This is a genomic window from Rhizobacter sp. P2_D12, from assembly GCF_056404395.1.
In genome coordinates, this window is the sequence record NZ_JBFUEB010000139.1 from 1 (window position 1) to 13,103 (window position 13,103).

At 71.9% G+C, this 13,103-nt stretch carries 17 protein-coding genes; 1 reads left to right on the forward strand and 16 read right to left on the reverse strand.

The genetic code is table 11. From position 1 onward, the window contains the following. Both AC1DYN_RS28850 and hemN read right to left on the reverse strand, forming a co-directional pair. Positions 1 to 372 (reverse strand): urease accessory protein UreH domain-containing protein (locus AC1DYN_RS28850; RefSeq protein ID WP_477965573.1); only part of this gene is annotated, 372 nt, incomplete at its 3' end. A gap of 10 nt (positions 373 to 382) precedes the next feature. After that, on the reverse strand, positions 383 to 1,768 hold the full coding sequence (gene hemN / locus AC1DYN_RS28855) for an oxygen-independent coproporphyrinogen III oxidase (protein ID WP_477965575.1): 1,386 nt from the start codon (positions 1,766 to 1,768) through the stop codon (positions 383 to 385). Between the two features lie 83 nt (positions 1,769 to 1,851). Here hemN and AC1DYN_RS28860 point away from each other — a divergent pair, with 83 nt between their 5' ends. Beyond that, entirely contained in the window at positions 1,852 to 2,532 is a 681-nt protein-coding gene (locus AC1DYN_RS28860) for a helix-turn-helix domain-containing protein (RefSeq protein WP_477965577.1), read from the forward strand. 6 nt (positions 2,533 to 2,538) lie between these two features. On the opposite strand, the gene AC1DYN_RS28865 is transcribed toward AC1DYN_RS28860, so the two are convergent. The 14 genes from AC1DYN_RS28865 to AC1DYN_RS28930 all read right to left on the reverse strand — a co-directional run. Next, on the reverse strand, positions 2,539 to 2,754 hold the full coding sequence (locus AC1DYN_RS28865) for a hypothetical protein (protein WP_477965579.1): 216 nt from the start codon (positions 2,752 to 2,754) through the stop codon (positions 2,539 to 2,541). Between the two features lies 1 nt (position 2,755). Further along, positions 2,756 to 2,995: a hypothetical protein gene (locus AC1DYN_RS28870; protein WP_477965581.1), complete on the reverse strand. Its 240-nt coding sequence runs from the start codon at positions 2,993 to 2,995 to the stop codon at positions 2,756 to 2,758. A gap of 16 nt (positions 2,996 to 3,011) precedes the next feature. Further along, positions 3,012 to 4,448, reverse strand: coding sequence for a cytochrome c oxidase accessory protein CcoG (gene ccoG, locus AC1DYN_RS28875; protein ID WP_477965583.1), 1,437 nt, complete (start codon positions 4,446 to 4,448; stop codon positions 3,012 to 3,014). Beyond that, complete coding sequence (ccoP, locus tag AC1DYN_RS28880) at positions 4,445 to 5,353, reverse strand: cytochrome-c oxidase, cbb3-type subunit III (RefSeq protein ID WP_477965585.1); 909 nt, start codon at positions 5,351 to 5,353, stop codon at positions 4,445 to 4,447. The genes ccoG and ccoP overlap by 4 nt, the downstream gene beginning before the upstream one ends. Beyond that, a complete protein-coding gene (locus AC1DYN_RS28885; RefSeq protein WP_477965587.1) occupies positions 5,350 to 5,514 on the reverse strand; it encodes a cbb3-type cytochrome oxidase subunit 3 in 165 nt (54 codons plus the stop codon). The genes ccoP and AC1DYN_RS28885 overlap by 4 nt, the downstream gene beginning before the upstream one ends. A 10-nt stretch (positions 5,515 to 5,524) precedes the next feature. Further along, on the reverse strand, positions 5,525 to 6,145 hold the full coding sequence (gene ccoO / locus AC1DYN_RS28890) for a cytochrome-c oxidase, cbb3-type subunit II (protein ID WP_477965589.1): 621 nt from the start codon (positions 6,143 to 6,145) through the stop codon (positions 5,525 to 5,527). Positions 6,146 to 6,163: 18 nt separating this feature from the next. After that, the gene (gene ccoN / locus AC1DYN_RS28895; RefSeq protein ID WP_477965591.1) at positions 6,164 to 7,612 is read right to left on the reverse strand and encodes a cytochrome-c oxidase, cbb3-type subunit I; all 1,449 of its coding nucleotides are present in this window, start codon (positions 7,610 to 7,612) and stop codon (positions 6,164 to 6,166) included. A gap of 80 nt (positions 7,613 to 7,692) precedes the next feature. Continuing rightward, on the reverse strand, positions 7,693 to 7,857 hold the full coding sequence (ccoS, locus tag AC1DYN_RS28900) for a cbb3-type cytochrome oxidase assembly protein CcoS (RefSeq protein ID WP_477965593.1): 165 nt from the start codon (positions 7,855 to 7,857) through the stop codon (positions 7,693 to 7,695). 6 nt (positions 7,858 to 7,863) lie between these two features. Continuing rightward, positions 7,864 to 10,008, reverse strand: a complete 2,145-nt coding sequence (locus AC1DYN_RS28905; RefSeq protein ID WP_477965595.1) for a heavy metal translocating P-type ATPase — start codon at positions 10,006 to 10,008, stop codon at positions 7,864 to 7,866. Position 10,009: 1 nt separating this feature from the next. Continuing rightward, positions 10,010 to 10,432 (reverse strand): universal stress protein, encoded by a 423-nt coding sequence (locus AC1DYN_RS28910; protein WP_477965597.1) that lies wholly within the window; start codon positions 10,430 to 10,432, stop codon positions 10,010 to 10,012. Positions 10,433 to 10,507: 75 nt separating this feature from the next. After that, the gene (locus tag AC1DYN_RS28915; RefSeq protein ID WP_477965599.1) at positions 10,508 to 10,996 is read right to left on the reverse strand and encodes a universal stress protein; all 489 of its coding nucleotides are present in this window, start codon (positions 10,994 to 10,996) and stop codon (positions 10,508 to 10,510) included. Positions 10,997 to 11,038: 42 nt separating this feature from the next. Next, positions 11,039 to 11,374 carry a high-potential iron-sulfur protein gene (locus AC1DYN_RS28920; protein WP_477965601.1) on the reverse strand — a complete coding sequence of 112 codons (336 nt, stop codon included), beginning with the start codon at positions 11,372 to 11,374 and terminating at the stop codon, positions 11,039 to 11,041. Positions 11,375 to 11,385: 11 nt separating this feature from the next. Then, the gene (locus tag AC1DYN_RS28925; protein WP_477965603.1) at positions 11,386 to 11,760 is read right to left on the reverse strand and encodes an HPF/RaiA family ribosome-associated protein; all 375 of its coding nucleotides are present in this window, start codon (positions 11,758 to 11,760) and stop codon (positions 11,386 to 11,388) included. 68 nt (positions 11,761 to 11,828) lie between these two features. Continuing rightward, a partial coding sequence (locus AC1DYN_RS28930) for a phenylacetate--CoA ligase family protein (protein ID WP_477965605.1) occupies positions 11,829 to 13,103 on the reverse strand: 1,275 nt, incomplete at its 5' end.

The window sequence follows — 13,103 nt, forward strand, 5'->3', positions numbered from 1 at the left end:
GTGCACGCGCTGCCAGCCGCCGGCCGCGGCCTGCGGCGCGGCGCGTCGGCCCCATTGCGCGAGCCACGCCGGCTGCTGCCCGCGCGCCAGCAGCCACAGGCCCAGCGCGAGCGCCGCCACGTGCAGCAGGGCCCACAGCGGGCGCAGGGCCGGCGACACGCCGACCAGCCAGCCGAGCGACGCGACGCCGGTGGCAAGCACGGCGCCCACCGCCGCGTAACCGGCCAACCGGCCGGCATGGAAGGCGAGCCCGGCGCGCGCACCGCCGCAGCCGCGCCACAGCGCGGCACTGGCCGCGCCGCACATCGCGGCGCAGTGCGGTGCGCCGGCCAGGCCCAGCAGCGCGGCGCCGGCGACGAGGGCGGTGCCCATGGCGCGGCGCTCAGAGCACGCGCGAGAAGCGGCGCGGCTCGCGCGCCGCCGCGAGGTGCTTGTCGAACACCATCGCGATCGCGCGCACCAGGAACCAGCCGCTCTCGGTGACCTCGATCACCGGCCCGTTCCAGCGCACCAGGCCATCGTCGACGAAACCCTGCAGGCGTTCCAACTCCGCCGCGAAATGGCCGTGGACATTGACGTTGTGCTGGCGGCGGATCGCGTCGAGGTCGATGCGGCCCTGGCACATCAGCGCCATGATCACGTCGCGGCGCAGCAGGTCGTCGGCATCGAGCACCAGCCCGCGCTCCACCGCGAACTCGCGCCGCGCCATCGCGTCCAGGTACTCCGGCAGCGTCTTCGCGTTCTGGCTGTAGCTCGCGCCCATGCGGCCGATGGCCGACACGCCCAGCGCCACCAGGTCGCAATCGGGCTGCGTGCTGTAGCCCTGGAAGTTGCGGTGCAGCCGGCCCTCGCGGCGCGCCCGCGCGAGCGCATCGCCGGGCAGCGCGAAGTGGTCCATGCCGATGTAGTCGTAGCCGGCCGCGAGAAAGCCGTCGATCGCGCCGCGCAGCATGCGCAGGCGTTCGCCGGGCTGCGGCAGCGCCGCCTCGTCGATGCGGCGCTGCGGCTTGAAGCGCTCGGGCAGGTGCGCATAGCCGTACAGCGCGATGCGGTCGGGTCGCAGCTCGGCGACGCGCGCCACGGTGTGGGCGAGCGACTGCGGCGTCTGCCTGGGCAGGCCGTAGATCAGGTCGAGGTTGATCGACGCGTAGCCCAGCTGGCGCGCCGCGGCCATCAGCACGCGCACGTCGTCGACCGACTGCACGCGGTGTACCGCCTGCTGCACCGCCGGGTCGATGTCCTGCACGCCCAGGCTGATGCGGTTGAAGCCGAGCTGGCGGAAGTGCGCCAGCCGCGCCGGCGTGACGGTGCGCGGATCGATCTCGATCGACACCTCGGCGTGCGGCTGCAGCGTGAAGGCGCCGCGCAGCATCGCCATCAGGCGCGTCAGCTCGGCATCGCTCAGGAAGGTCGGCGAGCCGCCGCCCAGGTGCAGCTGCGACACCGGCAGCCCGCTGCCGAGCGCGGTGGCGTGCAGTTCGATCTCGACCTGCAGCGCGTCCAGGTAGCCGGCGGCGCGCTCGTGGTGGCGCGTGATCACCTTGTTGCAGGCGCAGTAGTAGCAGACCGATTCGCAGAACGGAATGTGCACGTACAGCGACAGCGGCGCATTCGGGTCGGGCCGCTGCAGCAGCGTTCGGCGGTAGGCCGCGGCGTCGAAGGCCGGGCCGAAGCGGTCGGCCGTCGGGTACGAGGTGTAGCGCGGGCCGGGCACGTCGAAGCGGCGCAGCAGCGCGTCGTCGATCGGGGCATGGGTGAGGTAGCTCATGGCGCCCACTGTCGCGTGGGCCGCGCGAGCCTGTCTTGCGCCAGATCAAGCGCGCGTGCAGGTGCGGCTTCCAGAATGGGTCCATGAGTGCAATGCCCCTTCACCCGGCCCTCTCCCCCTGTGCGATGTGCGACCTGCACCCGCTGTGCCGGCCGGGGGCCGTGCCGCGCCGGGTCGCCGCGGGCGAGTTGCTGTTCCAGCAGGATGCGCCCTTCGTCGCGCTGTACGCGGTGTGCAGCGGCTGCGTGCGCACCAGCGCGCGCGCCGGCCCGGGACGCGAACGCGTGACCGGTTTCGCGCTGGCGGGCGACCTGCTCGGCCTGGACGCGATCGCCGCCGGCCGCCATGGCCACGACGCCGTCGTGCTCGAGGACGCCGAGGTGTGCGAGATCCCGTACGACACGCTGGAGGAGGCGCTGGCGACCTCGCTTCCGATGCAGCGCCGCTTCCACCAGCTGATGAGCCACGAGATCGTCACCGACCAGGCGCTGATGCGCCTGCTGAACCAGCGCAGCGCGTCGGCGCGGCTGGCGGCCTTCCTGCTGGGCCTGTCGGACCGGCTGCGCGCGCGCGGCCTGCCCGACGACCGGCTGCACCTGCCGATGAGCCGCGAGGACATCGGCAGCTACCTGGGGCTGCGCATCGAGACCATCAGCCACATGCTGACGCGGCTGCGCAAGTCGGGGTCCCTGCGCGTGAAGCTGCGCGACATCGACATCCTCGACCTCGCCGCACTGCGCCAGGTGGCCGACGGCGCGTTGTGACGCGCCCTACGACTCTTTCCACAACAGCGCGCTGAGCGCCGTCGACGTCGCGATCACCCCCCAGAAGATCAGAAAGGTGACGCTGTAGATCGCGCGCGGCGACCAGCCGATGAGCGGGCCGCCGAACCACTGGAACTCGTTCGGGTCGACGACCACGAACACCAGCATCTCCAGCACGCCGGCCATCAGGAAGGCCGGCCACAGGATGGTGACGGCACGCATCTCAGTGCGCCGGCGTCGCCGCGTGGTTGCGCGCCTGCTGCGCCGGCGCGCCCGGCGTCTTGGCCGCCGCCACGCGCGCCGCCGGCGTCGCCGGCTCGTCCAGCACCGGGTCGATGTGCGTCCAGGCCAGCACCATCGTCGCGATGCCGGCCAGCACCACCAGCGCCGGTCCGCTGATCACCAGCCACACCATGCCGTGGCGCCACCACGGCGAAACCGGCATCGTTGCAGGGTGGGTCATTGCGCTTCTCCTTGATTCAACGGGGGACCACGAAGGTGGATTTCTCGTGCACGGTGACGCTGCCTTCGGCACCCAGGCGCTCGACGTCGAACGCGATCGGATGCGCACCGGTGCCCAGGGCCGCCGCGCTCTGCAGCGGCACCTGGACCCGCACCGCCAGCCAGCGCGCCTCGGCCGGGCCGACGTCGACCTCCGGCACCGAAGCCACCACCGCCTGCGCGATGCCGGCCACGCGCACGCGGTAGCGCTGCGGCTGTTCGCTGGCATTCATCAGCTGCAGGCGGTAGACGTTCTCGATGCGGCCGTCTTCCACCTGGCGCGCGAGCGCGCCGCGGTCGCGCACCACGTCGACCTTGAAGGGCTTGCGCAGCGCGAGGCTGGTGGCGAAGCCGGCGGTGATCGCCAGCATCACCCCCGCATAGACCAGCACGCGCGGGCGCGCCACGCGGCGCAGCGTCTGCGCCCAGGTCCAGCCGTTGCGCAGCGCGTTCTCGGTCGCGTAGCGGATCAGCCCGCGCGGGTAGTTCATCTTGTCCATCACGCCGTCGCAGACGTCGATGCAGGCGGCGCAGCCGATGCACTCGTACTGCAGCCCCTGGCGGATGTCGATGCCGGTCGGGCACACCTGCACGCACAGGGTGCAATCGATGCAGTCGCCCTTGCCCAGCGCCTTCGCGTCGGCGCTGCGCGGGCGCGAGCCGCGCGGCTCGCCGCGCGCCTCGTCGTAGCCGATCACCAGCGTGTCGCGGTCGAACATCGCGCTCTGGAAGCGCGCGTACGGGCACATGTACTTGCACACCTGCTCGCGCATGTAGCCGGCGTTGCCGTAGGTCGCGAAGCCGTAGAACAGGATCCAGAACCACTCCCACGGACCGAACGCGAGCGCGGTCGTCTCGGCCACCAGCACGCGGATCGGCGTGAAGTAGCCGACGAAGCTGAAGCCGGTCCACAGCCCGATCGCGATCCACGCCGCCTGCTTGCCGCCCTTGCGCAGCCACTTGCCCGCCGTCCACGGCGCGGCATCGAGCCGCATGCGCGCCACGCGGTCGCCCTCGATGCGGCGCTCGACCCACATGAAGATCTCGGTGTAGACGGTCTGCGGGCAGGCATAGCCGCACCACAGCCGCCCGGCCACCGCGGTGAACAGGAACAGCGCATACGCGCTCAGCACCAGCAGCCCGGTCAGGTAGATGAAATCCTGCGGGTACAGCACCAGCCCGAAGATGTAGAAGCGGCGCGCCTCCAGGTCGAACAGCAGCGCCTGGCGCCCGTTCCACGTGAGCCACGGCAGGCCGTAGAACACCAGCTGGGTGGCCCACACCAGCGCCCAGCGCCACGCGGCGAAGCGGCCGCTGACGGCGCGCGGGTAGATCTTCTTCTCGCTGGCATACAGCGAGACCAGCTCGGCCGACGCATCCTGCACCGGCACGATCGGGATCACGGCAGGTTTCACTGCGGCGCCGCGGCGGTGTGCGACAGGCTCCAGACGTACGACGCCAGCACGTGGATCTGCTCGGGCGACAGGCGGCCCTTCTGGGCCGGCATCACGTTGGTCTTGCCGTTGTTGACCATCGCGAGGATGGCGGCCTCGCCCCAGCCGTGCAGCCACACCTTGTCGGTCAGGTTGGGGGCGCCGAGGGCCTGGTTGCCCTTGCCGTCCATGCCGTGGCAGGCGGCGCAGGCCGTGAAGCGCGGCTTGCCGAACTGCGCGCTCGAATCGTGCGGGCTGCCCGACAGGCTCAGCACGTACTGCGCGAGTTCGTGCAGTTCCTGCGGGCCGCCCACCGCCGCGGCCATCGGCGGCATCATGCCCTGGCGCCCTTCGGTGATGGTCTCCTCGATCTTCCCGGGCGTGCCGCCGTGCAGCCAGTCGCCGTCGGTCAGGTTCGGGAAGCCCTTGCTGCCGCGCGCATCCGAGCCGTGGCAGGCGGCGCAGTTGTTGATGAACAGGCGCTCGCCGATGCCCATCGCCTGCGCGTCGCGCGCCAGCGCATCGGCCGGCATCGCGGCGAAACGCGCGTAGAGCGGCGCCATCTGCGCGCGGGCGTCGCGCTGCTCGGCCTCGTACTGGCCGACACTGGTCCAGCCGAAGCTGCCGGCGGCACTGCCGAGGCCGGGGTACAGCGCCAGGTAGCCGAGCGAGAACACCACCGTCAGCACGAACATCACCATCCACCAGCGCGGCAGCGGGTTGTTCAGCTCGCGCAGGTCTTCGTCCCACACGTGGCCGGTGCTGTTGTCGGAGGCCATCACCTTGCGGCGGCTCGCGATCACCAGCAGCGCGAGGCAGGCCGCCAGGCCCAGCAGCGTGACGGCGCCGATGTAGATCGACCAGCCGCCGTTGAGGAAGTCGCTCATCGCGCATCTCCTTGCTCGTCCGCGCGGTCGCCTTCGAACGGCAGCCGGGCCGCCTCGTCGAAGGCCTCGCGGTTGCGCCGCGCCCAGGCCCAGGCGGCGATGCCCAGGAACACCAGCATCGACAGCACGGTGACCGCGCTCCTCAGTTCGTTGACATCCATGGCTTGCTCCTTACTTCACCGAGGTGCCGAGCACCTGCAGGTAGGCGACCAACGCGTCGATCTCGGTCTTGCCCTTGACGGCCTCGCCAGCGGCGGCGATCTCGGCATCGCTGTACGGCACGCCGACACGGCGCAGCGCGACCAGCTTGGGCGCCATGTCGGCCGGGTCGAGCGTGGCCTTGGCGAGCCACGGGTAGGCCGGCATGTTCGATTCGGGCACCAGGTCGCGCGGGTTGTCCAGGTGCAGCCGGTGCCATTCGTCGCTGTACTTGCCGCCCACGCGCTGCAGGTCGGGGCCGGTGCGCTTGCTGCCCCACTGGAACGGGTGGTCGTAGACGAACTCGCCGGCCGTCGAGTAGTGGCCGTAGCGCAGCGTCTCGGCGCGGAACGGCCGGATCATCTGCGAGTGGCAGTTGTAGCAACCCTCGCGGATGTAGATGTCGCGCCCGGCCAGCTGCAGCGCGGTGTAGGGCAGCAGGCCCGGTGTCGCCTGCGTGGTCGAGCGCTGGAAGAACAGCGGCACGATCTCGACCAGGCCGCCGACGGCGACGACCAGCAGGATCAGCACGATCATCAGGAAGTTGTTGGTCTCGATCTTCTCGTGCGAGAAGCCGGGGGTGGGGTTCGCCATGATGGGTGTCTCCGGGGTTCAGGCACTGGCCAGCGCGGGCACGGGCATGGGCACCGGCAGCGGCCGGTAGCGGCCCTGCGTGGCGGTCTTGACGACGTTCCAGGCCATGATCAGCATGCCGGCCAGGTACAGCAGCCCGCCGCACAGCCGCACGACGTAGAACGGGTAGGTGGCCTTGACGCTCTCGACGAAGCTGTAGACCAGGGTGCCGTCGGGGTTGACCGCGCGCCACATCAGGCCCTGCATCACGCCGGCGATCCACATCGCGGCGATGTAGAGCACGATGCCGACGGTGGCGATCCAGAAGTGGAGCTCGATCGCGCGGGTGCTGAACATCTTCGTCTGTCCGAACATGCGCGGCACCAGGTAGTACAGCGTGCCCATCGAGATCAGGCCGACCCAGCCGAGCGCGCCGGAGTGCACGTGGCCGATGGTCCAGTCGGTGTAGTGGCTCAGGGCGTTGACGGTCTTGATCGACATCATCGGCCCCTCGAAGGTGCTCATGCCGTAGAACGACAGCGAGACGATCAGGAACTTGAGGATGGGGTCGTCGCGCAGTTTGTGCCACGCGCCCGACAGCGTCATGATCCCGTTGATCATGCCGCCCCAGCTGGGCGCCAGCAGCACCAGCGAGAACAGCATGCCCACGCTCTGCGCCCAGTCGGGCAGCGCGGTGTAGTGCAGGTGGTGCGGGCCCGCCCACATGTAGGTGAAGATCAGCGCCCAGAAGTGCACGATCGACAGCCGGTACGAGTACACCGGCCGCTCGGCCTGCTTGGGGATGAAGTAGTACATCATCCCGAGGAAACCGGCCGTCAGGAAGAAGCCGACCGCGTTGTGGCCGTACCACCACTGCACCATCGCGTCCTGCACGCCGGCATAGGCGGAGTAGCTCTTGGTGAAGCTCACCGGGATGACCGCGCTGTTGACGATGTGCAGCAGCGCGACGGCCAGGATGAAGGCGCCGAAGAACCAGTTGGCGACGTAGATGTGGCGCACGCGGCGCACCGCGATCGTGCCGAAGAACACCACCGCGTACGAGACCCAGACGATGGCGATCAGGATGTCGATCGGCCACTCGAGCTCGGCGTACTCCTTGCCCTGCGTGTAGCCGAGCGGCAGCGAGACCGCGGCGGCGACGATCACCGCCTGCCAGCCCCAGAAGGTGAAGGCGGCCAGCCGCGGCATGAAGAGCCGGGCCTGGCAGGTGCGCTGCACCACGTAGTAGCTGCTCGCGAACAGCGCGCAGCCGCCGAACGCGAAGATCACCGCGTTGGTGTGCAGCGGGCGCAGCCGGCCGTAGCTGAGCCAGGAGACGCCCAGGTTCAGTTCGGGCCAAGCCAGCTCGGCGGCGATGAACACGCCCACCAGCATCCCCACCACGCCCCACAGCACCGCTGCCAGGGAGAACCAGCGCACGCTCCAGTCGCTGTAGACCGGTTGCGCTGTCGTCGACTCGTTCGCCATGTGTCGCCCCTTCTCTTTCTTCGCTTCGTCGCCTCGTCGCCAGGATCGGCGCAGGGACATTCTTCGGGAGCGACGGGGCTTCAGGCTTGACGCTCGTCAAACGGCGCGCCATCGCCGTCGAGGATGCGCTGGCCTTCATGATCCAGGTCATCGAACTGCCCGCGGTGCAGCGCCCAGCCGAACACGCCCAGCAGCGCCAGCACCAGCAGCGCGGACATCGGGATCAGCAGGTACAGGATGTCCATCGGGCTTCAGCGCGCGAGGCGCAGCGAGTTGAGGGCGACCAGCAGCGAGCTGGCCGCCATGCCGAGCCCGGCCGCCCACGGCGGCAGCAGGCCGGCCAGCGCGAGCGGCACGCTGGCCAGGTTGTAGACCGCGGCCCAGGCCAGGTTCTGGCGCACCACGCGGCGCACGCGCCGCGCCGTCTCGCAGGCGAGCGCGACGCCGCCCAGGCGCGCATCGACCAGGATCGCGTCGGCATTGCCGCGCGCCACCAGCGCACCCTGCCCCATCGCGAAGGACACGTCGGCCTGCGCCAGCACCGGCGCGTCGTTGATGCCGTCGCCGACCATCGCGACGCATTCGCCGCGCTGCTGCGCGGCCTGCACGCAGGCGCGCTTGGCCTCGGGGTCGGCCGCGCCGACCGCGTCGTCGAGCCCGCCCGCCTCGGCCATGCGCTGCACGCGCTGCGGCGCGTCGCCGGACAGCAGCACCGCGCGCAGCCCGGCAGCGTGCAACGCACGCACCGCCGCGGCCGCATCGTCGCGCAGCTGTTCGTCGAAATCGAGCCGCAGCAGCGCCTGCCCCGGCCGGCCGAACCACAGCCGCGGGCCGTCGCCATCGGCCGCCGGCGCGGCGCCCAGCCACGTGGCGCTGCCGAGCCGCCATTCGACGCCGGCGGCGTCGCGCGCCGACAGGCCGAAGCCGGCCTGCTCGGCCACGTCGTGCCAGGCGGCGTCGGGCGCGCCGGGTGCGATCGCGCACAGCGCCTGCGACAGCGGATGCGACGACCAGCGCGCCAGCGACACCGCGCGCGCCTGCAGCAGCGCATCGCCGTCGGGCCCGCCGGGCGCGAGGCGCGCGAGGCCGGCGAAACGCGGGCGCTCGCCGGTCAGCGTGCCGGTCTTGTCGAGGAAGACGGTGCGCAGCTGCGCCATCGGCTCCAGCGCATCCAGCCGCTGCAGCAGCACGCCGCGGCGCGCCAGCGCATGGGCCGCCGCCACGTAGGCCGACGGCACCGCGAGCGACAGTGCGCACGGGCAGGTGACGATCAGCACGGCCACCGCGACGCCGAGCGCGCGCGACGGATCGAACACGCTCCACGCCGCGGCCGCGCTGGCGGCCAGCAGCAGCACCGTCCACAGGAAGGGCAGGGCCCAGCGGTCGGCCGCGCCGGCCGCGCGCGGGCGCTGCGCCAACGCCTCGTGCATCAGCGCGACGATGCGCTCCTGGCGCGTCTCGGCACCCACCTGCAGCGCACGCATCACCACCGGCGCCGCCAGGTTGATGCTGCCGGCCAGCACCGGCGCGCCCTCGGGCTTGTCGACCGGTCGCGACTCGCCGCTGATCAGCGATTCGTCGGCCTGGGTGCGGCCTTCGAGCAGCACCCCATCGGCGCAGAAGGCCTCGCCGCTGGCCACGCGCAGCCGGTCGCCGCGGCGCAGCTGCGCGATCGGCACGCGCTCGCTGCCGCCGTCGTCGCGCAGGCGCAGCGCGCTGTCGGCCAGGCCGGCGACGCTCGCCTCCAGCGTCTCGGCGGCGCGGTGGCGCGCGCGCATCTGCAGCCAGCGCGCACCGAGCAGGAAACTGACGAACATCGTCAGCGAATCGAACCAGACCTCGTGGCCGAACGGGCCACCCGGGTCGAAGGCGGCGCCGGTGCTGGCGACGAAGGCCACCGCCAGGCCCAGCGCGACCGGCACGTCCATGCCGATGCGGCGGCTGCGCACGCTGCGCCAGGCGCCGCGGAAGAACGGCGCCGCCGACCACCACAGCACCGGCAGCGTCAGCACCCAGCTGCCCCAGTCGAGCAATTGCTTCAGGTCGGGGGCCAGCTCGCCGGGCCGCGCGACGTAGTTCGGCGCGGCCAGCATCATCACCTGCATCATGCAGAACACCGCGACGAACAGGCCCCACAGCGCGTCGCGCGATTCGCGCCGGCGCAGCTCGCGCATCGCGCCGGTCACGCCGGGCACGGCGCCATAGCCGGCGTGGCGGATGGCCTGCAGCAGGCGGTCGAGGTCGGTGCGCTGCGGATCCCACTGCAGGCTGGCCGACTGCGTGGCCGCGTTGACGCTGCAGTCGCGCGCGCCGGGCACGCCGAGCACCGCCGACTCGATCAGGCCGGCGCAGGCGCCGCAGTACAGGCCCGACAGCTGGACCGATGCGCGCTGCATGTCAGCGGATGACCAGCAGCGGCACCGTCGAGCGCGCCAGCACGCCGCTGACGGTCGAGCCCGACAGCCACTGGGCGAGCGCGCCGTGGCCGTGCGAGCCGATGATCACCAGGTCGAAGCCGCCCTGCCCGGCCAGCCGCGCCACCACCGACGACGACGCGCCAACCTCGTGCGTGTAGAGCGCGGCGATGCCGTGCGCCTCGAGCTGGCGGCGCACCGGCTCCAGCACCGCACGCGCGTCGGCCTGCAGGCGCTGCGCCACCTCGGCGTCGTCCAACAGCGCGGACAGGCCGTGCGGCAACGGCGAGAGGCCGTGCACCACCTCGAACTGGTTGCCTTCGACCAGCCACTCGCGGTGCGACAGCAGGTGGTCCAGCATGCGTTGCGTGGACGGGCTGTCATCGACGGCGAGCAGGATCTTCATGGCGATTCCTCGGCAGGGTGTCGCCACGATAGGGTGGGGTTGCGGCGGGCGGCTTGATCTGGCGCAAGTGCGCGCTCAGGCGGCGCGCGGCAATTCGCCCTGCGCCGCCGCCTGCGCCGCGGGCGCTCGCACCAGCAGCACCGGCACCGGCGCCAGGCGCAGCACCTGTTCGGCATCGCTGCCGAGGAACAGCCGGTTCACGCCCCGCCGGCCATGCGTGCCCAGCACGATCAGGTCGGCCGGCCACTCGCGCGCCTGCTGCGCGATGACGTCGGCCAGGCGCGTGCCCAGGCCTTCGAACATCGTGACGTCGGTGGCGACGCCGGCCGCCACCGCCCGGTCGCGGCCCTTGGCGAGCAGTTCCTTGCCGGCCTCGCGCAGGCCGGGCACGATGTCGTTGACGTAGGCGCCGTACGGCGCGAAGCCGGCATAGACGGTCATGTCGTCGACCAGGAACAGCAGACGCAGCTGGGCACCGGTCAGCACCGCGAGGCGGATCGCCTCGTCGAGGCCGGCGGTGGAGGTGGGGCTGCCGTCGAACGGCACGAGGATGCGGGTGTACATGGCGATCTCCTGGGACGGGTGGGTTGAAGAGGCGGGGCCGGCTCAGCCTGCCGAACGGGTCACGTAGGCATCGCACCAGCCCCGAGCCGCGACGAGCTGCCGCGGGAACAGGCTGCAGTCGGACCACGGCTGGGCCGCGTCGCGGTACAGCGCGCAGTTGGCACAGGTGCTGCCGGGCCGGAACTTGGGCCAGGCCTTGCGGTCGACGCGGGCCGCATCCTCGACGTAGCCGACCGCCTGGGCGTGCGGATCGCGTTCGTCGAGCCGCGTCTTGACGACGGCTGGCGGCGCCGCCTTCTTCGCGGCAACGCACGGCAGCGCCGCGAGCGCGGCAGCGCCTGCAGGCAACAGCCAGACCATGCGGCGGCGGGTGCACATCGCGCGGGCGCTCAGTCGGTGCTGCCGATCATCGACCGCTCGCCGAGCAGGAAATCATCGAGGCTCAGCGAACTGCGGCGGACTTGCCGCGACAAGCTCATCACGTCCTCGATCTGCCGCGCCATGCCGTTGAAGGCATTGCGCAATGCGACCTGGGCATCGTCGTGGTGGACCCGGCTCACCGTCAGCTCGTGCCCGGGCAGCGTGACGTCGATGCGCACCGCCACCGAGCGGCCGTCGTGCAGCTTCAGCAGCTCGATCGTGGTGCGGCACGACACGATGTCGCTGCAGAACAGCTCGAGCTTGTCGATCTTGCGCCGTGCGGCCTCCTCGAGAGCGGGCGACGGGCCCATGCCGAGGAACTGGATCGTGATCGGCTTCTTCATACGGTCTTTCGGTGCGGACAGGGTGTTCGCATCGTGCCGTGCCGGGCGGCCGCCCGGCTTGATCGGGCTCAAGGCGCGTCGCGGGCGGCCGTGCAGATGACACGCCGGCGCTTGCCGCTGGGCAGGCGGTCGGCGGCACGCGGCGGTGCGGCCCGCAACCGCACGCCCGGCGCGCCGTGGCGCAGCAGGARGGCGGCCAGCGCCTGCAGTGCCTGCTGCCGCTCGCGCGAGGCCGCGGCGTGCAGCAGCAGCTCGGCCGGGCCGCGCTGCTCGAGCTGGAAGTCGAACAGGCCGGCCTCGTCCTCCAGCACGGTGCACAGCGCCAGCGGCGTCAGCGTGACCGGGCCGGCCGTGCCGGCCAGCCGCAGGCTGTCGTCGCAGCGCCCGTCGACCTCGACCACCGGCAGCACGCTGCCGCAACCGCAGGGCGCCGCGCCGATGCGGGTGCGGTCGCCGATGTCGAGCCGGACCAGCGGCTGCAGGTGGTTGGCGAGGTTGGTCAGCAAGGTGGTCGCGCCGGTCTCGCCCGGCGGCATGGCGCGGCCCTGCGCATCGACCGCTTCCAGCAGCACCCAGTCGCTGTTCAGGTGCAGCCGGCCGCAGCGGCACTGCGATGCGAGCGGCAGGAACTCGGAGGCGCCGTAGGCATTGGCGCAGGGGCAGCCGAAGACCTGCTCGAGGCGGCGCCGCGCCGGTGCCGACAGCGCCTCGCCGCCCAGCCACAGCTCGGCCAGGCGCAGCGGCATGCGGCCGGCCTCGTGCTCGTCGGCCAGCAGCAGCGCGACGCTCGGGTAGGTGGCGACGATGGTCGGCGCCATCGCACGCAGGCCGGCCACCAGCGCGGCCAGTGGCTGCAGGAAATCGAAGCCGTGCAGGCGCGCGGCCAGCGACGGGTTCAGGCGCCGCACCCGCTCGACCGACACCGTGCTCGCGAAATGCCCGCTGGTGGCGCCGACGAAGGCGATGCGCTCGCCCAGCAGCCACGGGTCGAGCAGGCGCCGCCAGGGTTGCAGCAGCGGCCGGCGCTGCATCTCCAGCGCGTCGTACACCGCCATCGCGGCGGCGTCCTGCAGGTACACGCCGGGTTCGCCCTGGCTGCCCGAACTCTCCCAGGCGACCAAGCCGTCGAAACACGGCCGGCCGATGGCCTGCGGATCGGCCAGCACGCGGCGCAGCGCGCGCAGCGTCACGCCCGGCCTGGTGAGCGAGGCTTCGAAGTCGCGCATCAGCTCGGCCTTGTGCAGCACCGGCAGCGCGTCGAGCCGCACGCGAGCCGGGTCGACACCGGCCAGCCGGCGCCGCCACAGCGGCGAGCGCGCCTGGGCGCACGCGAGCAGCGCGTG